The organism is Mesorhizobium sp. WSM3860 (genome assembly GCF_002294995.1).
Classification (GTDB): Bacteria; Pseudomonadota; Alphaproteobacteria; order Rhizobiales; family Rhizobiaceae; genus Mesorhizobium.
The window spans coordinates 353,020-376,874 of record NZ_NSGF01000003.1 but is presented as its reverse complement, the minus strand read 5'-3'; the positions used below and the strand labels follow the sequence as shown (position 1 = coordinate 376,874).

Genomic DNA, 23,855 nt, shown 5'->3' with positions numbered 1-23,855 from the left:
TCATGCGAGTTTTTGGCGAATGGTTTGCTTGAAGGCATCGAGCAGCACGGCCGCCAGCACAAGCAAGCCGTGGATGACCTGGGTGAAGTTGGCCGGCAGGGCCATGAGGTTGATGGCGGTGTTGATGGCCGATAGAAGCAGCACGCCGGCATAGACGCCAGGCAGGGTGCCGACGCCGCCCTTCAGGCTGACGCCGCCAATGACGACGGCAGCGAAGGCGTTGAAGAGCAGGCCGACGCCGAGATTGGCGGTGGCGCCGGAGGTGCGGATGGCGAGCAGCCAGCCGGCGAGGCCGGCGATGGCGCCGGCAAGCACAAAGGCGATGATCAGGTTGCGGTTGACGCGGATGCCGGCGCGGAACGTCGCGGTCTCGTTGCCGCCGATCATCACGAGATGCCGGCCGAACGGCGTCTTGGCGAGAATCAGCGAGAAGACGACGAAGCAGCCGACCGCGATCCAGGCGGTGAGCGGCAGGCCGGCGAGCCGCTGGATGCCGAACCAGCGTATGGCCGGCGCCAGATCCTGCGCCGAGCGTCCGCCGGAGACGACGAGCACGAGGCCGCGCACCCAGATATAGGAGGCAAGCGTGATGATGAAGGCGCTCATCTGCAGCCTGACGATGAGGAAACCGTTGATGACGCCGATAATGGCTCCTACCGCCAGGGCTACGGCGAGCGAGACAGGCACCATCAGCCAGTCCGGATGCAACTGCAGGCCGAGGCCGATGCCTGACGAGCAGAACATGATGCCGACCGCCATGGCGCTGAGCGCCGCGACCGATTCAACCGACAGGTCCATGTGACCGGCAATGATGACCAGCGCCAGGCCGATCGACATGACGCCCAGCACGCTCGAAGCCTCGATGATGTTGGCGAAGATGCCGAGCTGGAAGAAGTTCGGAATGAAGGTCGAGAACACGGCCAGCACGAAGACCAGCATGAACCAGACGAGATTGTCGAGCACAAGCTCGAGACTATGGCGGGTGCGTGGGCTCATCGACCGATCCGTTTAGCGTCGAGTTTGAATATGCGGCCGCCGCGGGGCGGGGCCGCGAGGCTCCGGGCCGGGAGGCCCGGAGCTCGATGGAAAATGCCTACTCGACGGGCTTGACGGTATCCGTCGGCGGCTTCAGGTTGCCCCAGAAAGCGGGGTTGTCGACATTCTGCTTGGTGATCGCCGCGCCCGGGATCTTGATGTTCGGGCCCCAGGCTTCCTTGGTCACCACCGACTTCAGGCCGAGCACGTCATAATCGCCGGGCTTGATCTCCTGCTTGTTGACGACCTTGTCCATGAACATGGCGACGGCCGCGGCCTGGGCGTAGAGCGGCTGTTCGACTTCGACGTTGAGCCAACCCTTGCGGATCAGGTCGAGGCCGACCGGCGCGCCGTTCGAGCTCATCATCATCACGTCGCCCGGCTTCTTACCGGCAGCCTCCAGCGAGGCAACGCCCGCGACCGAAAGATGCGCTGCGTGGCTGAAGATCAGGTCGATGTCGGGATTGGCCAAGATCTGGTCGGCGACGATGGTGCCGGCGTTGCTCGCCTCCCACTGCATGGCGGGCAGCGAGATGATCTTGACGTCCGGAAACGCCTTCATCTTCTCCTCGAAACCCTTCTGGATGTCGAGCGTGTAAGGATCGCCGGGATCACCGAGCACCTGCAGGATCTTGCCCTTGACCGAGCCATTCTTGGCCTTCAGCAGCGCTTGAGCCTGCTCCGCCGCAATGTGGCCGATCTCGACCGTGCCGGCGACGGAGGTGAAGTCGGATGGCGTGGCGGTGATCTGGCGGTCGAACTCGACCACCGGGATGCCGGCCGCGCGGGCGGCTTCAACGGATGGCTTCAACGCATTGAAATCGACCGCAGCGAGGATGATCGCTTTCGGCTTCAGCGCGATCACGTCGTTCATCTGCGATTGCTGAGCGTCGGTCTTGTTGTCGGCGTTCAGCGTCTTCATCTCGTAGCCGACCTGTTTCAGGAACAGTTCCAGCGCGCTCACCGAGCCGGTCTGGAATTCGTCGAGCAATGTCGGCACCAGGTAGTAGACGGTACCCTTGGACTGGGCGAATGCCGGCGTGAGCGTGGCAATGGCCAGGGCCAGGATACCGAAGACAGAAAGTAGCATTCGCTTCATGTCGTTCGCTCCTCTTTTCGCCGGACCCCTCATTTGTCCCTCAGCCCGCCGGTCCGGCACCGGCGAGCGTTTCCCCGGTGATCATGTTGATCACCGCATCGGGACTTGTCTTGTTGCGGGCAACGTCGCCCGCCACGACGCCCTGGCGGATCACCACGATCCGGTCGGCGACCTGGAAGGCCTGCTGCATGATGTGGGTGATGATGACGACGCCGATGCCTTGGCTCGCCACTTGGCGGATCATGTCGAGGCCGCGGCGCGTCTGCTCGACGCCGAGCGCGGCGAAGGGCTCATCGAGCAGCACCAGCTTGCCGCCCCAATGGACGAAGCGGTTGAGCTCGATCGCCTGCCGCTGGCCGCCCGAGAGATGCTCGACCTTGGTGCGCAGCGAGGGAATGCGGGTGCCGGCGTTGGCCAGCGCCTTCGCCACTACTGACTCCATAGCGCGCTCGTCGAGCACCGGAACGCCCAGCACCTTGCGGGTGATTTCGCGGCCCATGAAGAAGTTGGCCACCACGTCGACATTGGTGCAGAGCGAAAGGTCCTGGTAGACGGTCTCGATGCCTGCGGCCTTGGCCTCGGCGGGGGTTTTGGCGAGGAACTCCCTGCCTTCGAACAGCATGCGGCCCGAGGTCGGCTCGAGTCCACCGGCGATGATCTTGACCAGCGTCGACTTGCCGGCGCCGTTGTCGCCGAGCAGCGCCACCACCTCGCCGCGCGCGATCGAGAAGCTGATGCCCCTCAGCGCCCGGATGGCGCCGTAATTCTTGGTGACGTTGTCAAGGACCAGCAGGGGTTCGCTCATGCCGCGATGTCTCCGCCGTTCAGAAGGTCGCCTTCGCGCTGCCGCTTGGCGGTGAAGATCTGGCCGAAGCGCGGCGAAAGCACGCCGGAAACGGCAAGCGCCGCGGCGCCGCGCAATACGGCATGCTGCCCGCCCTGCGCCACGAGGATACGCGGCGCCGCTCGATCCTTGCGGGCCGAAACCGAATTGTGCAGCGGCTCCGCCAATTCCGCCAGCCGTTCGAGCAACTGAGGCGAGGCGAGGCCCCCAAGCACGATCGTCTCGGGGTCGAAAAGGTTCTCGATCACGGCGATGGCGTTGCGGAAAACCGGGGCGACTTCGGCGACCCATTCGGCGTCGCTGCCGTTCCAGCGGCCGCGCGCCTCGAGCGAGAGATAGCGTTCGAGGCAGCCCCGGTTGCCGCAGGGGCAAGGTTCGCCATCCGGAACGACGGGGATGTGGCCGATCTCGCCGGCATTGCCCCAGGCCCCGCGCAGCACACCGCCGTCATGCACCATGGCACCGCCAAGCCCGACGCTGAAATAGAGATAGTAGTAGTCGGAACGCTGGAGGCCGAGGCCGTAGAGGCGTTCCCCCATGGCCGCCGCCGCCATGTCGGTCTCGAAGAACGCGGGCAGGCCGGTCGCGGCGGCAAGGCGCTCGCGCAACGGTACGCCTTTCCAGCCGGCCATTGTGGTCGGTCCGACGAAGCTCATGGATTCGACGCCGAACGGGCCGGGAAGCGCCATGCCGACGCCGATCAGCCGTCCTCCGGCCCGGCGCCCGGTCAGATCGGCAACCATGGCGCCGATCGCCTCGAAGGCGAGATCGGGTGTCGGGCTCGGCGCCTCGCGATGGATACTCTCGATCACGTCGCCGCTCAGGTTGATGAGCGCGGCGTCTATCCCCAGCGGGGTGAGGTGGATGCCGACGGCATAGCCGCCTTCCGGGTTGATGCGCAGCGTGGTCGGCGGTTGGCCGCGGCCCTTCGGCTCCTCGCGGACCGACAGTATATAACCCTGTTCCTCCAATTCGCGCACGATGGTCGACACCGTCTGGACGGTGAGCCCGACATGCTGGGCGATGTCGCCCCGGGCGATGGGACCGAAGCGGCGGATGGATTCGAGCACGATGCGCCGGTTGTATGGCCGCCCGAACTCCTGATTGGTTCCCCGCAACGCCATGGCTTGCGCTCCTGACTGACGCAAGGTTCGCAGAGAAGATTTATTCAGTCAAATGGAATTCAAAAATAAGTTGCGCAGGCCGACGATAGCCACTTTCCCTGCGGTCCCAGCGCTTGCGACCCGGTCAATGTGCGCAAACTAGTATCGGATGACGCGACGCTCGATCAGTACGACGATGCAGAAGAGCGCGATCGATAGCGACGACGACAGCACGATCGCGGCGTAGAGCCGGTCGGATTGATAGTTGAACGTCGCCTGGATGATCAGCGCGCCGAGACCTTTGTCCGAGCCGATCCATTCGCCGACGATGGCGCCGATCACCGCAGTGGCCGAGGCGATGCGCAGCGAGGAGAACAGCATCGGCAGGGCGCGGGGCAGGCGCAGAGCCCAGAAGATCTCCGAGCGGGTCGCCGACAGCACGCGGAACAGCTCGTGTTCGCTGTCGCTTGCCGAATCCAGGCCTCGGATCATGTTCACGAGGGTCGGGAAGAAGCAGATCACGGCGGCGATGACGATCTTCGGCGTCATGCCGAGACCAAAGATCAGGATGATGATCGGGGATAGGGCCAGGATCGGAATGGTGTTGAAGAACAGGACGATCGGGAAATAGGCGGCCTGCAGGATGCGGCTGTGCACGAAGACCACGGCAAGCAGCACGGCTGCCAGATTGCCGATGACGAAGCCCGCCAGCGCCTCGATCAGCGTCGGTCTGAGATTGTCGATGAGCAGGGCGAAATTCTTCTGGAAGACGCCGAAGATCGCCGTCGGCGTCGGCACGATATAGGCGGGCACGCCGAGCAGCGGCAGGAGGTACTGCCAGGCAATCAGGATCGACGCGGCGCCCAGAACCGGAAGCGCAATCGCCATCTGCGGGGTAAGCGGCGCCGGTCTCACGATGCGCGCTCCAGCGCTGCACGCAGCTCGGCCATGGCGGCGACGATCGCCGCATCCTCGCGCTTGCAGCGGTTGCCTTCCTGCTTGAGGGGTCTCATGTCGAGGTCCTTCACCACCCGCCCCGGATTGGCAGCCAGCACAATGACGCGCTCGCCGAGATAGGCGGCTTCGGCGATTGAATGGGTGACGAAAAGGATGGTTGTGCCGGTGCGCCGCCAGAGCGTCAGCAGTTCGTCGTTGAGGCGATCGCGCGTGATCTCGTCCAGCGCGCCGAACGGCTCGTCCATCAAAAGCAGCTTGGGCTCGCCGAGCAGGGCGCGCGCGATGGCGACGCGCTGGCGCTGGCCACCCGAAAGCTGATGCGGCAGGCGTTCCCTGAGTCCGCCAAGCCCCATCAGCTCCAGCAGTTCGCTGCTGCGGTCTTCGATTTCGCGGCTCAAGCTGCGCTGGCCGACGCCGAGCGGCAGCCGCACATTGTCGCGCACCGTGCGCCAGGGCAGCAGGGTGGAATCCTGGAAGACGAAGCCGACGTCGCGGCGCGAGCGCACCGTCTGCGGTGAGGCGCCGAGCACGCTGATTGTGCCGTCGAGCGGGTCGAGCAGGTCCGCCACCACTCGAAGCAAGGTCGACTTGCCGCAGCCCGACGGACCGAGGATCGACAGGAAGGAGCCGGCCGCGACCGTGAGGTCGAGGCCGGAGAGCACTTTGACGGCCTTCTGACGGCCGCCATAGCCGACATCGAGCTTTTGCGCTTCGATCGCGTTCGGCATTAGGCCGCAGGCGCATCGAGCTTGGGTCGGTCCGCGGCCGAAAGCTCCAGGATCTTCGTGGTATAGACATCCTTGGCCGCCGGACGTCCGTTCGGATACTGGCCGACCTTGTCGAGCAGCGCCAATTGCTCCTCGATCGAGGCGGGGTCGAACGTGCCCCAGCCCTCCTTGGCGGTCGCGCCGTCGAAGGAGAGTTTCAGCACCAGGTTGACCGTCTTCTGCTCCCAGCCCAGATCCATCTCCGGATAGGCGGCGACCATCTTCTTCACCGCTTCCTGGGGGTTGGCGTGCACCCAACCCCAGCCCTTGGCGACGGCGCCGATGAACTTCGCCAGTGTGTCTGGGTCCTTTTCGATCGCCGCGTCCGTGGCGAAATAGACGTCGGCGTAGGAACTCAAGCCGAGATCACGCACCAGGAGGTCGATACGGTCGTCGCCGACGACGCTCAGCGCCTGCGTGTTGGTGATCCAGCCGCCGATGGCGTCGACGTCGCCGCGCACCAGAGGCGCCTTGTCGAAGCCGACATTGACGATGGTGACCTCGGATGGATCGATGCCGTTCTTGGCCAGGATCTCATCGATGACGAAGCGCGCGGTCGGCTGGATGCCGATTTTCTTGCCCTTGAGGTCGGCAACATTGCGGATTGGTTTGCCCGGTTTCGAGGTCAGCGCGTAGGGGCCGGTGCGGAAGCCGCAGGCGATGATTTTGATCGGCACGCCGCTGGCGCGCGCCGCATAAAGCTGCGGCGTTTCCGAGAACTGGCCGAGCTGCGCGGCGCCGGAGATCACCGGCGGCACGGTCGAAGCGTTGGGGCCGCCAGGGCTGAACTCCACCTCGAGCCCGGCATCCTTGAAATAGCCGTTGGCGACGGCCGCGATGTCGCCGATCTGGCCATTGGACATCAGCCAGTCATACTGGATGACGACCTTGCCGGCGGCCCTGGCGCTCGGCGTCAGCACCAGTTGCATACCGGCTGACGCGGCTGCGACCGCCGCCAGGCCGCCCTTCACGAAAGCGCGGCGATTCAATTCGTAGTCTCGGTTCCCACTCATTTTCGCTCCTGTTGCAGACTTCTCGTCTCTTCTTGCCAAGCGCCGCTCCCTCGGCGCGGCGTCGCTACGGCTGTTCGTCGTGGTAGTCGCCAGGGCCGCCATCGAGCCAGGCGTAAAGCTCCCAAAGCGTGTCGTCCGGATCGGTGAAATAGGCGCAGCGCGCGTTCCAGACGTAGTTTTCGGGCGGTCCATAGAAGGGCACGCCCTTGGCGCTCAATTCGCCGTGCAGCCGGTCAATCTCGGCCGGCGATCCGAGCTGGACGGCGACGCAAACCTTGTGCGCTTGGCGCGGCGATCTGTGGTTCGAGACGCCGGTGTGCCGGTTGATGTGGTCGAGTTCCCAGGCGGCGAGCGTCACGCCCTCGCCATGGAAATCGGCAAATCCTTCGGCACGGCGACGCAGGCGGAAACCGACTTTGTCGACATAGAAGTCGACCGTACGCTCGATATTTTCCACCAGCAGGCAGACGTCGGAGATGCGGGTGAGGTTCGCCGGCATGGCTATTTCGCCCCGCTGGTCTTGGAGAGTGGCAGCTTCACGCCGACGCGGTTGGCGGCGCCGATGATGTGCGCGCGCATCGCGCTTTCCGCTGCCGCCGGATCGCCTGCCACCAGCGCCTCGTAGATGCGTACATGCTCGCCGACATTGATCTCGACGAGATCGTGCAGCGGGTTGGTCATGCGGGCATAGTGGATCGAGTGGCGGATCTGCTCGCAGACAAAAGAGATGAAGGTGTGGATGTAGCTGTTGCCGGTCGCCCGCGCGATCTCGCGGTGGAAGAGCAGGTCGGCGTCGATGCTGCCTTCTTCCCAGCGCTCCTCGCCGCCCATGCGGTCGAGCGCCTCCTTGATCGAATCGAGATGCGCCTGTCCGCGCCGCGCCGCGGCGAGCGCCGCCGACTCGGCCTCGAGGATGCAGCGCAGCTCGAACAGCCGCTCCATATTGTGGGTGTCCTTGAGCGCCTCGCGGTCGATGCGGATTGCGGCCCTTTGCTCCGGCGCCAGAACGAAGGCACCGATGCCTTGCCGCGCTTCGATCATGCCGTCGGCTCTGAGCTGGGCGATCGCCTCGCGCACCACGTTGCGGCTGACGCCGAATTTTTCGGACAATTCCTGCTCGGTCGGGAGCCGCGTGCCGGGATTCAACTCGCCGGATTCGATCTCGCGGCTGAGAAAGGCCGCGACCCGGTGCGGCAAGGTTTCGACGGTGCCGATGGCGGCCAGTCGTTGCTTCATGGGAAGATCTCCATCGAGGGCAGCAGGCAGCCGGGATTCATCAGCCCCTTGGGATCGAGCGCGTTCTTCAGCGCGGTAACCATGCGGCGGTGCGCCGGCGAAAGCCCTGCCCAGAATTCTCGGGCACGGCTGCGGCCGATGCCGTGCTCGGCGCTGATCGAGCCGCCCAGGCTGATGGCGATGTCATAGAGTCCCGCCGTGATTTCCTCGCCGCGCACCCGGGCTTCGCTATCAACGAGATCGAGCGGCGGCAGCACATTGAAATGGATGTTGCCGTCGCCGGCATGGCCATAGGCCAGTGCGATCCAGCCCGGATGTTCGGTGGCGACGAAGCGACGGGCGTGCTCGACGAGGGCAGGAATATCGGAAATGCGCACCGAGAGATCGGTGCGCACGTGATAGCCGCGCTTCGCCTGGCCCTCGACCAGTCCCTCGCGGATCGCCCAGAAGGCCTTAGCCTGCGCGTTGCTGGTCGCGAGGACTGCGTCGGCCACCAGGCCGTCTTCGATTGCATCGGTAAGAAAACTGGCGAGCACGCTGTTGAGGTCGATGGTCGGCCCGGAGGACAATTCGATGAGCACATGGACGGGTGCTGCGACAGGCGCCGTCATTCCAGGATCAACCAACCGGGCCGACTCGATGCATTCCGAGCCGATGATCTCGAAGGCTGAAATCAGATCGGAGCAGGCGCGGCGCGCTCGGTTGAACAGGCCGATGGCGGCTTCGAACGAGATGAGGCCGAGATAGGCGGTCTCGACACGGGCCGGCTTCGGGAACAGCTTGACCTCGACACCGGTAATGATCCCGAGCGTGCCCTCGGAGCCGATGAAAAGCTGCTTAAGGTCATACCCGCTGTTGTTCTTGCGCAGCCCGGAGAAGCCGTTCCACAGCTCGCCATCGGCCAGAACAACCTCCAGCCCTAGGATCAGGTCGCGCGCCATGCCGTAGCGCAGCACGTTCACGCCGCCGGCATTGGTCGCGGCATTGCCGCCGATCTGGCAACTGCCTTGCGCGCCGAGCGCCAGCGGAAACAGGCAATCTTCGGCCTCGCTTACATCTTTGATGGTCTGCAGCACGCAGCCTGCGTCCGCCTCAAGTGTGAAGTTCGCACGATCGATCCGGCGGATGGCGTTCAGCCGCTCCAGGCTGACGACAACAAGGCCGGTGCTGGTGCCATCGATGGCGCCCGAAACCAAGCCGGTGTTGCCGCCCTGTGGAATGACGCCCAGTCCCAACTCGCTGCACAGACGCATCAGCGCCTGCACCTCGGCAACCGACGCGGGGCGCAGAACGGCCTGCGCGCTGCCGCGATAGTCGCCGGCCCAATCGCCGAGATACTTCGCCATTCCAGCAGTGTCGGCGATGAGACCGCTCGGCCCCACTGCGTCTTCGAGGACGCTGAGGATGTCCGGTGAGAGGCTGCGAATGGTCATCAGCGGCGCAATCGGTGTAAGGCGACAGGGTGATGCATATCATCCTACAACTTGAATTGAGTCAATCCGAAGCGAGCGCTGCCAGGCAAACAGTGGATAAGTCTGGAGGGATCTCCGGTCGGCCGCGAGGCGTGCGCTAAAGGTACTGCGCGACTTTCTTGCCGACGGCGAGGAAGCGCAGCGGGTCGACCGCCTCGCCGTTATGGCGCACTTCGTAGTGGAGATGCGGGCCGGTCGAGCGGCCGCTGCTGCCGGTCTTGCCGATCACGTCGCCCGCGGCGAGCTTCTGGCCGACAGTCACGTCGATCTCGCTGAGGTGGCCATAGCGCGTTGCAAAGCCGTTGCCGTGGTCGACTTCGACCATCCTGCCGTAGCCGCCGTTCCAGCCGGCCTTGGTGACGATTCCGGCAGCGGTGACCTTCGCCGGCATGCCGATCGGTGCCCTGAAATCCATTCCCGTGTGCAACGCGGCCGTGCCGAGGATCGGGTCGGTACGCACCCCGAATGGGCTGGTCACAGTATGGCCCGGCGCGGGATTGCTGAGCGGCAGCTTGCGCGCTTCCTTCTTGACTTGATCCAGCGCATCAAGAGCTTCATCCAGCTCTTTGACTTTGCTGTCGAAGATCATTGAAGAATCGAGCGGCACCAGCGGCCCGCCGACATCGTTCTTGTCGAGCTCGGTGTCAACCGGCAGCCCGGCGGCTTGCAGCGCCTGCGAGATCGCGTCCGCGTTGCGGTAAGCGTTGTCGGCGAGCGTGGTGATGCGGGTAAGCTGCTGGTTCTCGATGGCCTTGAGCGAAGCGTTGATCGACACGAAGAGCTTGTCGGCGCGATCCGCTGCCGTTTCGTTGTCGAGCGACTCGGAGCGTGTCGACCACAGGGAGAATGGCCTGGTATCGCCGGCGCCCAAAGACGCGACGGAGTAGGTCGTGGCCTGCGGAAGGCTGCCGCTGATCTCGGCGTGCTCGTCGGGTTTCGTCGCGTTGGCGTTGGCCGCGGCGGGCACATCGCCGACCTCGCTCTCGGCGCGTTCGAGGATCGGTCCGAGCCGGCCATGACGCTGGCTGAGCTGGCTTTGCCTGGCCAGCAGCTCGCTGACCTTGGTTTCCATGAGCTGCTGGTCGAGAAGCTGGCGGCTGGTGATGCGGTCGACCTGGGCGCGAAGCGCGGAGATGCGATCCTCATAGGCCTGCTGCAAGCGCGCCTGCCTGGCTGTGGTGGCGCCGATCAGGTCATCGCGCAGCACCAGGTAGGAGGTGGCGAGGAGATAGCCGATGGCGATCGCCGCAAGCGCCGACCCGATGAAGGCGGCAAGCCACGGGCGGATGGTGAAATGCCTGATCTCGTTGCCCCGGGCGATAATGACCGTATGGGGCTCCTTACGCCTGCCGAAGACCGCTGACTGACCGTTTGAATTCACGGGACCAAGCTTTCGTTACGACTCCAACGACAGCTCGATTACACATTATTAGGGTTAACAAAGCTTTGCTGACCGCGATGTCGGTGTAAACCAATTCCCGCAACGCGGGTGACGGGTTGCAGGGAGAGGGGGTCAGCAAAATCGCGGAAGCTTTGGATCTGCCCGCTTCAGAGCGCACGCACCGCCTCCAGCACCTCTTCGGCATGGCCCTTGACGCGCACCTGCCGCCAAATGCGGGCGATGCGTCCGCCCTTGCCGATCAGGAAGGTGGCGCGCTCGACGCCCATATACTTGCGGCCGTACATCGTCTTCTCGACCCACAGATGATAGGCCTCGATCACCTTGCGCTCGACGTCGGCGACGAGATCGACGGTCAGATCGTATTTCGCCTTGAATTTGTCGTGTTTTTTTACGCTATCCGGAGACAGCCCAACCACCACGGCGCCGGCCTTCTCGAATTCCGGCTTCAGCTGCGAGAAGCCGATCGCCTCGTTGGTGCAGCTTGTGGTGTCGTCCTGCGGATAAAAGTAGAGTACGACAGGGTTTCCCCGGATCGCGGCGAGGCTGAGGGAGCCGCCGCCGTCGCGCGGAAGATCGAATTGCGGCGCAACGTCGCCCACGTCGAGATCAGCCATGTCGATGCCCTTGTTTGCGGTTACGCGCGGATCGAGCATCGATATAACGTGAGGCGGGGATTCGTCCACGACGAGTACGTTTACAACGGAATATTGCTTGGATCAGGAGCAACCGCAGCACGAGAAGATCAGGTTCAGGCGTGACGAGATCACCGACCTGGGAGCCTTTCCGTCCGCGTGCAGCGTGCCGCCGCTCGGCCGTGCTTCGGTGCGCCGGCGCTTCCGCATCCTCGGTCGGGTGTTCGCCGGCCTCTGCGCGCTGGTGCTTCTGGCGGCAATTGGCGTCTATGTGCTTGGCACGTCAGGCATCGGCACCGAGCGACTTCGCGCCGAAGCCGAGACGGCCATCGAGAAGCTCGCAGGCGTCGATCTCAACGTCACCGTCGGGCCGGCGCGGCTGACGCTCGACGGGTCGAGCTTCGTCGCCCTGCAGGTCAGCGACGTTAGCTTGAAGACGGCCGACGGCAAGCCGATGGCCGACGTCGGGCGCGTCCGCTTCGGCATGCGCCTGCTGCCGCTGCTATCCGGCCAGGTCAAGCTGACCAGCGCCCGGTTTTCCGATGCCCACATCATGGTCGCCGCCATGCCGTCCGGCGGCGGTGATTTGACGACGGCGTTGCGCAACGAGGATGGTCTCATCGATCCCGAGAAAGTATCGGCGGCCGTGTTTGGCGGCGTCAACGAGGCGCTGGATGCGGTGCGCGCGGAATCGATGCGCCAGATCGACCTCCGCAACGTCGAGTTCGAATTGCCGCCGGGCGGGCCCGTCCAGCGTGTGACCGTCGCCGAGGCCACGGTTGGGCAGACGGGCACGGGCAGCATGGAATTGTCTTCAAATGCCGATGTCGACGGCCGGCATGTCAGCTTGAACGCCTCCGCGGCGCGCGATCCGAACGCCAGGCGGATCGCATCGCTGGACGCCAGCCTCGCGATAGCGGACGTCGGCGGAACGCCCGCTCAGGGAAGCTCCGGCGGCGGGAACTTCGCCTCCCATGGCGGCAAGCTTGGTTCTCTTGCGCTGAAGCTTTCGGGCGCTGAAGCGTCCGGTGAGACGCCGTCGCGGCTGACGGCGTCGCTGTCGCTCGGCGGCTCGGTGCTCGATCTCGGCTCTCGCGGGCAGCTGCCGGCCGACGTCGATGCCAGTGCCACGCTTGTCGAGGGATCGAACAAGATCTCCATCGATAAACTGCTGATCAGGACCGGCCGCTCGACATTCGATTTCTCAGGCTCGATCGGGCCGAAGCCGGCAGCCGAGGGCGAGGAGCCGTCCTACCGCTATGACCTTGTCAGCGACGGCTCGACGCTCGCGCCTTCGGAATCGCCGGAGCCGGCGCTTCAGTTCCTTGCCCGGGTCGCCGGCGTCTACCAGACCAAGAGCCGCAAGCTCGTCGCCGAGCAGATCGGCGTCCGCTCCGGCGGTCCGAGCGAGGTGCTGGGCACGGCGTCGCTCGCCTTCATCGACAATGGCCCGCCGGGTGTGTCGCTGTCGCTCAATGTGCACGACATGCCGGTTTCGCATGTGAAGCAGTTGTGGCCCTGGTTCTCCGCCCGCAATGCGCGGCTTTGGGTGCTGGACAATCTGTTCGGCGGCCGCGTGGTCGACGCCAAGCTGCAGTTCCAGGTCGTGCCGGGGCGGCTTGGCAACGGCGTTCCGCTTTCCGGCGACGAGGTGTTCGGCCGCTTCCAGGTCGAGGGCTCGCGCTTCGACACGGCGGGGCGCATTCCGCCGATCCGCGATGCGGCCGGTGTCGTTGCCTTCCACGGTAACGATGTCGACATCACGCTGTCCTCGGGCAGCGTCTTTATGCCGAGCGGCCGCACCGTGGCGGCAAGCGGCGGCACGCTGACGGTGAAGCAGGCAAATGTTTCGCCCGTGATAGGCTCGCTCGCCATCGATGTCGCCGGCGAAGCACCGGCGATTGCCGAGCTCGCCTCCTTTGAGCCGATCAATGCCATGCGCCATGTCGGGCTTGCGCCGGAGGATTTGAGCGGCACCGTCACCGGGCATGTGCGGGCCGATATTCCGCTGACCTCCGGCGTCGATACTTCGACGCTCGACTGGCTGGTGGCGCTGGACTACCAGGATCTTTCCCTAGCGAAGCCGTTCGAGGACCAGACGGTGACCGAGGCCGACGGGTCGATAACCGTGAGCCCCGACCGTGCGGTGATATCGGCCAAGGCGAAGCTGAACGGCATTCCGGCCGAGCTCGACCTGGTCGAGCCGCTCGAGGACAGCGGGCCACCGCGTAGCCGTAAGGTCGCGTTGGTGATCGACGACAAGACGCGCGCTGCAGCAATGCCCGGCCTGTCGCCGCTGCTTTCCGGAACCATCAAGGTGGCGATCGACAAGAGCGGCGAGGGCGTCCAGAACGTCTCGGCCGACCTGACCAACGCAAGGCTCGACATCCCCTGGGCAGGGTGGAGCAAGGGCGCCGGCATTCCGGCCAAGGTCACCTTCACGATGGCGAAGTCCGGCAGCACGACCACGCTGTCCGACTTCGATCTCGACGGGAAGAGCTTTTCGGTCGACGGCGACGTGACACTGGTCAACGGGGCGCTGTCCTCGGCACGCTTCAGTAAGGTCGCGCTCAACAGAGGCGACGACGTCGCGGTCTCGGTGAAACGATCGGGCAAAAGCTATGCGGTCAATGTCAGCGGCGACGCTCTCGATGCACGCTCGCTGATCAAGCAGTTCACCTCAGACGTCGATACAGCCACAAAAGGCGCCGGCGCCGACGCGATCTCGGTGAGTGCCGACGTGAAATCGCTGACAGGCTTTCACGACGAGGTGCTGTCGAACCTCAAGCTGAATTACAGCGCTGCCGGCTCCCGGGTGAATGGTCTCGATGTCAGCGCGACGGCGAGTTCGGGCGCCGCCATTGCCGTCCGAAACACCACCGGCGACGGCGGCAGGTCCCTCAGGATGAAATCGGCCGATGCCGGCGCTATCCTGCGCTTCCTCAACATCTACGAGCATATGGAGGGCGGGACCATCACGCTGTCGCTGGCGGGCGACGCCGACGGGCCAATGAAGGGCCAGGTCGACGCCAGCAATTTCTATGTCGTCAACGAGCCGAAGCTTGCGTCGATCGTTTCGACCAGGCCGGCCGGCGACACGCGCAGCCTCAACCAGGCGGTGAAGGCCGACATCGACACCTCAAGGGTGCAGTTCGAGCGCGGCTATGCCGAGATCGACAAGGGCTCCGGCTATCTCAGACTGGCAAACGGCTTGTTGCGCGGTCCGCGCATCGGCACCACCTTCCAGGGCACGCTCTACGACCAAGACAACAATATGGACATGACCGGCACCTTCATGCCGGTCTATGGGCTGAACCGCATCTTCGGTGAGCTGCCGCTGTTCGGCCCGCTGCTCGGCAACGGCCGCGACCGCGGCCTGATCGGCGTCACCTACCGGCTGCGCGGCAACGCCAACAAGCCGACGCTCAACATCAATCCGCTGTCGGTGGTGGCGCCGGGAATATTTCGCTCAATCTTCGAATATCGGTGATGACGCCGACTAGATCGGCCGTACCAGAACGTGCTTCTTCCTGCCGAACGAGAGTTTTGCAACGCCCTGTGCGCCCAGGTCCTGAAGCGTCACCACGCGCCGGTCGTCCGTGACCGCCTGGTCGTTGAGGCGCACGGCGCCGCCCTGGACATGTCGGCGCGCTTCGCCATTGGAGCCGGCGAGCCCGGCGCTTACGAACAGCGACAGGATGCCGATGCCGGCCTCGAGATCAGCCTTGGCGACGTCGATGCTGGGCAGCGCGTCGGCGAGCGCGCCTTCCTCGAAAGTCTTGCGCGCGGTTTCGCTTGCCGTCTCGGCCGCCTCGCGGCCATGCAGCATGGCGGTGATCTCGGTGGCGAGAATCTTCTTCGCCTCGTTGATCTCCGAGCCGCCGAGCTTTTCGAGCCGCGCGACCTCATCGAGCGGCAGTGTCGTGTAGAGCTTCAGGAAGCGTCCGACATCGGCGTCCTCGGTGTTGCGCCAGTACTGCCAGAACTCGTAAGCCGACAGCATATCGCCGTCGAGCCAGACAGCGCCCGAGGCCGACTTGCCCATCTTGGCGCCCGACGAGGTGGTGAGGAGCGGCGTCGTCATCGCAAAGAGCTGCACGCTTTCCATGCGATGGCCGAGATCGATGCCGTTGACGATATTGCCCCACTGGTCCGAGCCGCCCATCTGCAGCCGGCAGCCGACGCGCTTGTAGAGCTCGACGAAGTCGTAGGCCTGCAGGATCATGTAGTTGAATTCGAGGAACGACAGCGACTGCTCGCGGTCGAGCCTGAGCTTCACGGAATCGAAGGCAAGCATGCGGTTGACGGAGAAATGCCGGCCGACATCGCGCAGGAAATTGACGTAGTTGATCTCCATCAGCCAGTCGGCATTGTTGACCATCACCGCGTCGCCGGCGCCGCTGCCGAATCTGAGGTAAGGCGCGAAATTGCGGCGGATGCCGACGAGATTGCTCTCGATGTCCTCAGGCGTCAGCAGCTTGCGCGCTTCGTCCTTGAAGGAAGGATCGCCGATCATCGAGGTGCCGCCGCCCATCAGCGCGATCGGCCGGTGGCCGGTCTGCTGCAGCCAGTGCAGCATCATGATCTGGATCAGCGATCCGGCATGCAGGCTTTTTGCCGTCGCATCGAAGCCAATATAAGCGCTCACCGTTTCCTTGGCGAAAAGCTGGTCGAGGCCGGTTTCATCCGAAATCTGGTGGATGAAGCCGCGCTCGCTCATGATGCGCAGAAAATCGGACTTGTAGGCGGACATCTTTTGTTCCCGGAGATCGCACGGCATTTGGCCGAGCTTGACGTGAAGGGGCGCGTTTAGCATCCAAGCGCGATCAGCAAAAGTGGTTTCCGGTTTTGCGTAAGATCGCGCTTCAAGAAGCGAAACAGGCGATCAGCAAAAGTGGTTTCCGGTTTCGCGTAAGATCGCGCTTCAACCGGCAAGCGGGCGATCAGCAAAAGCGGCTTGCGGCTTTGCGTGCGGTCGCCAACTATGAGCCGCATTCTTGCTTCGCCCGTTCTGCTGGCGTAATGAGGCGCCCGCGCAAGGGTAGCACGACCCGACGCGCCGCGACGGGGCTATCCCGCAGATCAGATCGGACAAGCTCCCGCGATGAACAGGAACTATCTCCTCCTCTTTCTGTTCAGCATCCTGATGACCGTCAGCGGGCTGGCAAGCCTGCCGCCGGTCGACCGGGACGAATCCCGCTTCGTCCAGTCGACCAAGCAGATGGTCGAGACCGGCGATTATATCGACATCCGTCTGCAGGATGTGACGCGCTATAAAAAGCCGATCGGCATCTACTGGCTGCAATCGGCGGCCGTCGCATTGAGTGGTGAGGGGGCCGAAGCGCCGATCTGGGTCTATCGACTGGTTTCGATGCTCGGCATCGCGCTCGCCGTCGTCGGCATCGGCTGGACGGGCACAAAACTCTTCGGCGCCAATGCCGGCCTTGCCGCCGGCCTGATGATGGCCGCCATCTTCGCCACCGCCTTCGAGGGCCGCGACGCCAAGACCGACGCCATGTTGCTCGCCTGCTGCGTGGCCGCGCAAGGCGCGCTGGCGCAGGTCTATCTGGCCGCGCGCCGCAAGGAGCCGGTTGCCGGCCATCTGCCATGGATCTTCTGGATCGCGCAGGGACTGGGTATTCTGATCAAGGGTCCGGTCGCTCCGCTGTTGTCGCTGCTGACGGCCGGCGCGCTGTTCGCCTTCGAACGCGACTGGCGCTGGCTTTTGAAGCTGAAGCTGGTGCGCGGTGTCGCAATCGTGCTCGTCATCGTGCTGCCCTGGATCATCCTCATCAGCTGGAAGAGCGGCGGCGCCTTCTTCCAGGAGGCGGTCGGCAAGGACATGCTGAACAAGGTGGCGCAAGGCGAGGAATCGCATGGCCTGCCGCCGGGCTTCTACATGCTCACCTATTCGCTGTTCATGTGGCCTTTCGGCCTGATCGCGGTCGGCGCCGGGCTGCAGGCCATCAACCGCTTCTGGGACGACCCGCGCCTGCGCTTCTGTCTCGCCTGGTATATCCCCTTCTGGCTGGTGTTCGAGGCGATCCCGACCAAGCTGCCGCATTATGTGATGCCGGCCTATCCCGGCATGGCGCTGCTGATCGGCTGGCTCCTCACCTTGCCGGCGGACAAGGCCAATGCGCCGCTCAAGCGCTGGCAGAGCTGGCTGTGGTGGTCGACCGCCTTCGGCGTCGTCGTCGTGTCGATCGGGCTGGCGGCAGTGTGCATCGGCGCGCCGCTCTATTTGGCAAAAGCCTTTTCCTGGTGGAGCATTCCGGCGGCAATCGCCGCGCTCGTGACCGGCTATCTGGCTTTCCCGCGGCAATTGCAGGTGCCGCTCGAACGCCTTGCAGCAATTGCGGCCGGCGCGGGCATAACGTTCAGCCTGCTGTTCGGCGTGATTGCGCCGTCGCTGAAGCCGATCTGGCTTAGCCCGGCCATCAAGGCCGCCATCGACGCGAACCGTCCTTGCGACATCACGGTGCTCGCCTCGTCCCCCTATCACGAGCCGAGCCTGGTGTTCCTGGTCGGGACCAAGACCGTGCTGACCGACGTCGCTGGCGTGGCAAAGCACCTGTTGGCCGATCCGACCTGTGCGCTGGGACTCGCGCCGGTCAAGGAGGAGCAAAAGCTCAACGAGTTGCTTGCCGGGCAGGGCAAGTCGGCGAAGCGGCTGACCGAGATCGACGGGCTCAACTATTCGTCAGGAGACAAGCTGGCGCTCGGCCTTTATCGAGTGGCCCCGTGAGGAATAATGTCGGAGCTCGAAGACCCCTATAGAGCCATGTCCGCCGTTTCTCTTTACCGCCGTTCGCTCGGCAACTTCCTCGACACGATGCGCATCGTGCAGCGGCGTTTTGCAGTGCGTCCCGCGCGCTACCCCGAGATTCCCTGGCTCGTCTGGGTCTCTGTATGGCTTCTGCTGGCCATAGCCATTGGCCTAACCCTGGACAGCGCCGCCGGCAGGATGCGCGGCGGGTGGACGCCAGGCATCGTCCGTGTCACCGACTTCCTCACGGATTTTGGCCTGGGCGGCTGGTATCTCATCCCCGCGGCTCTCTGCCTCGTCGCCGCCAACCTGACGGACTGGCGACCGCTTTCCAGGCAGTCGCGTCTGCTCGTCTACAACTGGACCTGCTTCGCTTTCCTGGTGCTCTGCGCGGTCGGTCTTTCCGGGCTGGCCGTCAACTTGCTGAAATACGGCATCGGCCGGGCACGGCCGCTCTATTTCAACGATTACGGGGTGCTGTCGCTGCATCCCTTCGCCATGGATGCGCGCTTCGCCGGCTTTCCGTCCGGCCATGCCACGACCATGGGGGCGGTGTTCGGCGTCCTGTTGCTGCTGTTTCCAAGGCGCTGGCACATCGCGCTCGCGGTCACGGCCTGCATCGCCTCGACGCGCGTCTTCGTCGGCGCGCATTATCCGAGCGACACAGTGGCGGGCTTTGGGCTCGGCCTTGCCCTTGCAATCGCCGCAGGGCTGGTCTTCGCGCGGCTCGGTTTCATCTTCCGGCGGCCGTCGTCGACCAGACCCGTGCCCAAGCGCACGTTCCGGCTGCTGTCTTCCAGCGGGTCCAAGAACAAAACATCGCTGGCGAGGCGGAGCCGCGAGCAATTGTCGGCTGACCGCCCGTAGAGCTGTTTGGTCGCAGGATCGCCCGAAATCTACCTCAGCCGCTTCGGCCGTGGATCGGCGAGCTCGCCCGCCAGCCGCCGGTCGAGGTAATCGGCGCATTCGTCGATCAGCAGTTCGGCGTGGTTGGCGAAGAAATGGTTGGCGCCGGAGATAGTTTTCTGCGTGATGGTTATGCCCTTTTGCGTGTGCAGCTTGTCGACCAGCGTCTGCACGTCCTTGGGCGGCGCCACTTTATCGGCATCGCCATGGATGATGAGGCCGGACGACGGGCAGGGTGCCAGGAAGGAAAAATCATAGGTGTTGGGCTGCGGGGCGACCGAGATGAAGCCCTCGATCTCGGGCCGGCGCATGAGCAGCTGCATGCCGATCCATGAGCCGAAGGAATAGCCCGCGACCCAGCAGCTCTTGGAATCCGGATGCAGCGACTGCACCCAGTCGAGCGCAGCGGCCGCGTCCGACAATTCGCCGGTACCGTGGTCGAACTCGCCCTGGCTGCGGCCGATGCCGCGGAAATTGAAACGAAGCGTGGTGAAATCGCGCTTCTGGAACATGTAGAAGAGGTCGTAGACGATCTTGTTGTTCATCGTGCCGCCGAATTGCGGGTGCGGATGCAGCACAATGGCGATCGGCGCGCTCTTTTCCTTGGAAGGCTGGTAACGGCCCTCCAGGCGACCAGCCGGACCGGCGAAAATGACCTCAGGCATAAAATACTCCACGTGGCATACGAAGGTGCGGGCCCGGACTCTTCCTTTGGCCCATTCTGTGGCCTTGACGCCGGGCAAGCGTCTTCCTAGAAGCTAGTTTAGAATTGTTCAAAACTGGGTGCCGAAAACGCATTTTCTCGGCCGCCGCGCCGCAAGCCGGGTAAATAGGACGGCTCGCCTTGCAATTTCAAGGAAATAACGCGCTGTCCTCGCGGAATGGCTGCTGACAGGATCGACTGAAGGAAAATGGCCGCAACTCGCGCCTATCTCGACTACAACGCCAGCGCACCTCTCATTGCAGAGGCGCGGTCGGCGATGGTCGCGGCGCTCGATGCCGCCAATCCGTCCTCGGTCCACAGCGAGGGCCGCGCGGCGCGGCGGCTGATCGAGGATGCAAGGCGTGACGTGGCGAGACTGGTCAATGCCAGGCCCGAGCACGTCGTGTTCACCTCCGGCGCGACGGAGGCCTCTTCGACGCTGCTTACGCCCGACTGGCAGATGGGGCGCGGCTCCGTCCGCATGAGCCACCTCTATGTCTCGGCTGCCGACCATCCCTGCATTCTGAATGGCGGGCGGTTCTCGGCGGCGCAGGTGACGCGGATCGGCGTCGATGGAAACGGCATTGCCGATCTCGAGGCGCTGACCACGGCGCTCTCCGCACATGACAAGGCCGCCGGCCTGCCGCTGGTGGCGGTCCATGCCGCCAACAACGAGACGGGGGTGATCCAGCCGATCGGCCGCATCGCCGAGGTCGTCAAGGAAGCGGGCGGCGTGCTGGTCGTCGATGCCGTGCAGGCGGCGGGACGGATTCCGATCGACATGTCAGCCGGTTATGCCGATTATCTGATCCTGTCCTCGCACAAGATCGGCGGTCCGAAGGGCGTCGGCGCCATCGTCGCTCGGGCCGACCTGATGATGCCGAAGCCGCTGATCAATGGCGGCGGCCAGGAGAAGGGCCATCGCGCCGGCACCGAGAATCTTCCCGGCATTGCCGGTTTCGGTGCCGCGGCGCGGGCGGCACTCGCCGGATTGGAGGACATGGAAGCGGTCGCGCGCCGTCGCGACGAGGTCGAGGCGATCGTGCGGGAACTCGTCCCGGACGCGGAAATCTTTGGAGCGGCAGCGTCGAGGCTTGCCAACACGACATTCTTCGCTATTCCCGGCGTCAAGGCCGAGACGGTGCAGATCGCCTTCGATCTCGCCGGCGTTGCGCTTTCAGCCGGTTCCGCCTGCTCGTCGGGGAAAGTCGGGCCAAGCCACGTGCTGAAGGCGATGGGCCACGGCGACAGCCTCGGCGCCTTGCGCGTCTCGATTGGCCGCGCTACCGGCGCCGAGAATATCGAGGCGTTCCGGGCGGCTCTGGCGGGCATAGCCGCGCGTCGGGGTGCGAAAGAAAAGGCTGCCTGACGGCGGCAAGGCATCGGACAAGAGATCCCCGGCGGCTCTTGAAATCCGGCGCTCGAAAAACGAATTCAGGCCATTCGGCCTGGTAGAGCCGTGCGTTTCGTTTGGACGGGTGAATTTCCGGCCGGAACGCACTATATGGAGCTTACTCCGCAGCGAGTCCTTTCCTGGGGCGCGTTTCTGCGGTGCCATAGTTTGAAAACTGCCGGGCCTTGACCCCGGCGTGGATGGAGAACGCTTATGCCTGCTGTGCAGGAGACGATCGATCGAGTCCGAAAGATCGACGTCGACCAGTATAAATACGGATTCCAGACAGAGATCGAGATGGATAAGGCCCCCAAGGGCCTGAGCGAAGACATCATTCGCTTGATCTCCGAGAAGAAGGGCGAGCCGGACTGGATGCTGGAATGGCGTCTGGGCGCCTATAGGCGCTGGCTGACGCTGGAAGAGCCGACCTGGGCGCGCGTCCACTATCCGAAGATCGACTTCCAGGACATCCACTATTACGCGGCACCGAAGAGCACGCCGGGACCGAAGTCGCTGGACGAGGTCGATCCCGAATTGCTCAAGGTCTACGAGAAGCTCGGCATTCCGCTGAAGGAGCAGGAGATCCTCGCCGGCGTGCAGAAGCCCGACGCTTCGGAGCTGGAGGAGGCCAACGACAACGTCTACAAGTCCGGCCGCGTCGCGGTCGACGCCGTGTTCGATTCCGTCTCGGTCGTCACCACCTTCAAGAAGGAGCTGGCTCAGGCCGGCGTCATCTTCTGCTCGATCTCGGAAGCGATCCGCGAGCACCCGGAACTGGTGCAGAAATATCTGGGCTCGGTCGTGCCCACTTCCGACAATTTCTACGCGACGCTGAATTCGGCCGTGTTCACCGACGGCTCCTTCGTCTTCGTGCCGAAGGGCGTGCGCTGCCCGATGGAGCTGTCGACCTATTTCCGCATCAATGAGAAGAATACCGGCCAGTTCGAGCGCACGCTGATCATCGCCGAAGAGGGGGCCTATGTCTCCTATCTCGAGGGCTGCACGGCGCCGCAGCGCGACGAGAACCAGCTGCATGCCGCGGTGGTCGAGCTGATTGCGCTCGACGATGCCGAGATCAAATATTCGACGGTGCAGAACTGGTATCCGGGCGATGCCGAGGGCAAGGGCGGCATCTATAATTTCGTCACCAAGCGCGGCGACTGCCGCGGCGCCCGTTCGAAGATCTCATGGACGCAGGTCGAGACCGGCTCGGCGATCACCTGGAAATATCCGAGCTGCATCCTGCGCGGCGACGATTCCTCGGGCGAGTTCTATTCGATCGCGGTGTCGAACGGCTACCAGCAGGTCGACAGCGGCACCAAGATGATCCATCTCGGCAAGAACACGTCGAGCCGCATCATCTCCAAGGGCATTGCCGCCGGCTTCTCGCAGAACACCTATCGCGGCCAGGTCTCGGCGCATCGCAAGGCGACCAACGCGCGCAACTTCACCAACTGCGATTCGCTTCTGATCGGCGACCAGTGCGGCGCGCACACCGTGCCCTACATGGAAGCCAAGAACGCGACGGCGAAGTTCGAGCACGAAGCGACGACGTCGAAGATCTCCGAGGACCAGAAGTTCTACGTCATGCAGCGCGGCATCCCCGAGGAAGAGGCGATCGCGCTGATCGTCAACGGCTTCGTCAAGGACGTCATCCAGCAGCTGCCGATGGAGTTCGCCGTCGAGGCGCAGAAGCTGATCGGCATCAGCCTAGAGGGTTCGGTCGGCTGACCGCAGAAGATATTCAGGAAGAAAATATGCTTGAGATCAAGAATTTGCATGCCCGCATCGTCGAGGACGGCACCGAGATCATCCGCGGCCTGAACCTGACGGTCAAAGCTGGTGAGGTCGCGGCCATCATGGGCCCGAACGGTTCCGGCAAGTCGACGCTGTCCTACATCCTCGCCGGCCGCGAGGATTACGAGGTCACCGAAGGCGACATCCTCTATAACGGCCAGTCGATCCTCGAAATGGATCCGGCCGAACGCGCCACTGCCGGCATCTTCCTTGCCTTCCAGTATCCGATGGAGATACCGGGCGTCGCGACCATGGAATTTCTGAAAGTAGCGATGAACGAGCAGCGCAAGGCGCGCGGCGAGGAGCCTCTGAAGGTTCCGGAATTCCTGAAGCGCGTGAAGGAAGCCGCCGCCTCGCTCAATATGGACATGAACATGCTGAAGCGGCCGCTCAATGTCGGCTTCTCCGGCGGCGAGAAGAAGCGCGCCGAGATCCTGCAGATGAAGCTGCTCGAGCCGAAGCTCTGCGTGCTCGACGAAACCGATTCCGGCCTCGACATCGACGCGCTCAAGATCGTCGCCGATGGTGTCAACGCGCTGCGCTCGCCTGAGCGCGCGATCGTCGTCATCACCCACTACCAGCGGCTGCTCGAGCACATCGTGCCGGACAGCGTGCACGTGCTTTACAAGGGCCAGGTCATCAAGTCGGGCGACAAGTCGCTGGCGCTCGATCTTGAAACCAACGGCTATGCCGGCGTGATCGGGCAAGCCGCGTGAGATGGGGCCAA

20 protein-coding genes are annotated in these 23,855 nt (G+C 64.1%); 6 read left to right on the top strand and 14 right to left on the bottom strand.

Annotated features, from left to right (window positions below; translation table 11 throughout):
• The 12 genes from CK220_RS08360 to CK220_RS08305 all read right to left on the bottom strand — a co-directional run bounded on the left by CK220_RS08360 (window position 1) and on the right by CK220_RS08305 (window position 11,542).
• Complete coding sequence (locus tag CK220_RS08360; protein ID WP_095811061.1) at window positions 1-996, bottom strand: ABC transporter permease; 996 nt, start codon at window positions 994-996, stop codon at window positions 1-3.
• Window positions 997-1,093: 97 nt separating this feature from the next.
• Entirely contained in the window at window positions 1,094-2,134 is a 1,041-nt protein-coding gene (locus CK220_RS08355; protein WP_095811060.1) for a sugar ABC transporter substrate-binding protein, read from the bottom strand.
• Between the two features lie 40 nt (window positions 2,135-2,174).
• Window positions 2,175-2,939, bottom strand: a complete 765-nt coding sequence (locus CK220_RS08350; protein WP_095811059.1) for an ATP-binding cassette domain-containing protein — start codon at window positions 2,937-2,939, stop codon at window positions 2,175-2,177.
• On the bottom strand, window positions 2,936-4,102 hold the full coding sequence (locus CK220_RS08345) for an ROK family transcriptional regulator (RefSeq protein WP_095811058.1): 1,167 nt from the start codon (window positions 4,100-4,102) through the stop codon (window positions 2,936-2,938). Before CK220_RS08345 ends, CK220_RS08350 begins: the two co-directional genes overlap by 4 nt.
• Before the next feature lie 138 nt (window positions 4,103-4,240).
• On the bottom strand, window positions 4,241-4,996 hold the full coding sequence (locus tag CK220_RS08340; protein ID WP_095811057.1) for an ABC transporter permease: 756 nt from the start codon (window positions 4,994-4,996) through the stop codon (window positions 4,241-4,243).
• Window positions 4,993-5,766 carry an ABC transporter ATP-binding protein gene (locus tag CK220_RS08335; protein ID WP_095811056.1) on the bottom strand — a complete coding sequence of 258 codons (774 nt, stop codon included), beginning with the start codon at window positions 5,764-5,766 and terminating at the stop codon, window positions 4,993-4,995. The genes CK220_RS08340 and CK220_RS08335 overlap by 4 nt, the downstream gene beginning before the upstream one ends.
• Window positions 5,766-6,818: an ABC transporter substrate-binding protein gene (locus CK220_RS08330; protein WP_176479025.1), complete on the bottom strand. Its 1,053-nt coding sequence runs from the start codon at window positions 6,816-6,818 to the stop codon at window positions 5,766-5,768. Before CK220_RS08330 ends, CK220_RS08335 begins: the two co-directional genes overlap by 1 nt.
• Window positions 6,819-6,882: 64 nt before the next feature.
• Window positions 6,883-7,317, bottom strand: a complete 435-nt coding sequence (locus CK220_RS08325; RefSeq protein ID WP_176479024.1) for a VOC family protein — start codon at window positions 7,315-7,317, stop codon at window positions 6,883-6,885.
• Window positions 7,318-7,319: 2 nt separating this feature from the next.
• Window positions 7,320-8,054, bottom strand: a complete 735-nt coding sequence (locus CK220_RS08320) for a FadR/GntR family transcriptional regulator (protein ID WP_095811054.1) — start codon at window positions 8,052-8,054, stop codon at window positions 7,320-7,322.
• Window positions 8,051-9,487: an FAD-binding oxidoreductase gene (locus CK220_RS08315; RefSeq protein ID WP_095811053.1), complete on the bottom strand. Its 1,437-nt coding sequence runs from the start codon at window positions 9,485-9,487 to the stop codon at window positions 8,051-8,053. Before CK220_RS08315 ends, CK220_RS08320 begins: the two co-directional genes overlap by 4 nt.
• Window positions 9,488-9,623: 136 nt before the next feature.
• Window positions 9,624-10,907 (bottom strand): M23 family metallopeptidase, encoded by a 1,284-nt coding sequence (locus CK220_RS08310; RefSeq protein ID WP_095811052.1) that lies wholly within the window; start codon window positions 10,905-10,907, stop codon window positions 9,624-9,626.
• A 167-nt stretch (window positions 10,908-11,074) separates the two neighbouring features.
• Window positions 11,075-11,542: a peroxiredoxin gene (locus CK220_RS08305; RefSeq protein WP_095811177.1), complete on the bottom strand. Its 468-nt coding sequence runs from the start codon at window positions 11,540-11,542 to the stop codon at window positions 11,075-11,077.
• Window positions 11,543-11,639: 97 nt separating this feature from the next.
• Between CK220_RS08305 and CK220_RS08300 the strand changes: the two genes are divergently transcribed.
• The gene (locus CK220_RS08300) at window positions 11,640-15,050 is read left to right on the top strand and encodes a DUF3971 domain-containing protein (RefSeq protein ID WP_095811051.1); all 3,411 of its coding nucleotides are present in this window, start codon (window positions 11,640-11,642) and stop codon (window positions 15,048-15,050) included.
• A gap of 9 nt (window positions 15,051-15,059) precedes the next feature.
• On the opposite strand, the gene tyrS is transcribed toward CK220_RS08300, so the two are convergent.
• Window positions 15,060-16,313: a tyrosine--tRNA ligase gene (gene tyrS, locus CK220_RS08295; RefSeq protein WP_095811050.1), complete on the bottom strand. Its 1,254-nt coding sequence runs from the start codon at window positions 16,311-16,313 to the stop codon at window positions 15,060-15,062.
• Between the two features lie 351 nt (window positions 16,314-16,664).
• On the opposite strand from tyrS, the gene CK220_RS08285 reads away from it, so the two are divergent.
• Together CK220_RS08285 and CK220_RS08280 are read left to right on the top strand one after the other, a co-directional pair.
• Window positions 16,665-18,308, top strand: coding sequence for a glycosyltransferase family 39 protein (locus CK220_RS08285; RefSeq protein WP_095811048.1), 1,644 nt, complete (start codon window positions 16,665-16,667; stop codon window positions 18,306-18,308).
• A 6-nt stretch (window positions 18,309-18,314) separates the two neighbouring features.
• Window positions 18,315-19,196 carry a phosphatase PAP2 family protein gene (locus CK220_RS08280; RefSeq protein ID WP_176479023.1) on the top strand — a complete coding sequence of 294 codons (882 nt, stop codon included), beginning with the start codon at window positions 18,315-18,317 and terminating at the stop codon, window positions 19,194-19,196.
• Between the two features lie 29 nt (window positions 19,197-19,225).
• On the opposite strand, the gene CK220_RS08275 is transcribed toward CK220_RS08280, so the two are convergent.
• The gene (locus CK220_RS08275; RefSeq protein WP_066995082.1) at window positions 19,226-19,900 is read right to left on the bottom strand and encodes an alpha/beta hydrolase; all 675 of its coding nucleotides are present in this window, start codon (window positions 19,898-19,900) and stop codon (window positions 19,226-19,228) included.
• 246 nt (window positions 19,901-20,146) lie between these two features.
• On the opposite strand from CK220_RS08275, the gene CK220_RS08270 reads away from it, so the two are divergent.
• From CK220_RS08270 to sufC, 3 genes are all read left to right on the top strand, one after another.
• Complete coding sequence (locus CK220_RS08270) at window positions 20,147-21,307, top strand: cysteine desulfurase family protein (protein ID WP_095811047.1); 1,161 nt, start codon at window positions 20,147-20,149, stop codon at window positions 21,305-21,307.
• 237 nt (window positions 21,308-21,544) lie between these two features.
• Complete coding sequence (gene sufB, locus CK220_RS08265; RefSeq protein ID WP_095811046.1) at window positions 21,545-23,062, top strand: Fe-S cluster assembly protein SufB; 1,518 nt, start codon at window positions 21,545-21,547, stop codon at window positions 23,060-23,062.
• Window positions 23,063-23,088: 26 nt separating this feature from the next.
• Window positions 23,089-23,844: a Fe-S cluster assembly ATPase SufC gene (gene sufC, locus CK220_RS08260; protein WP_095811045.1), complete on the top strand. Its 756-nt coding sequence runs from the start codon at window positions 23,089-23,091 to the stop codon at window positions 23,842-23,844.
• Window positions 23,845-23,855 lie beyond the last annotated feature (11 nt).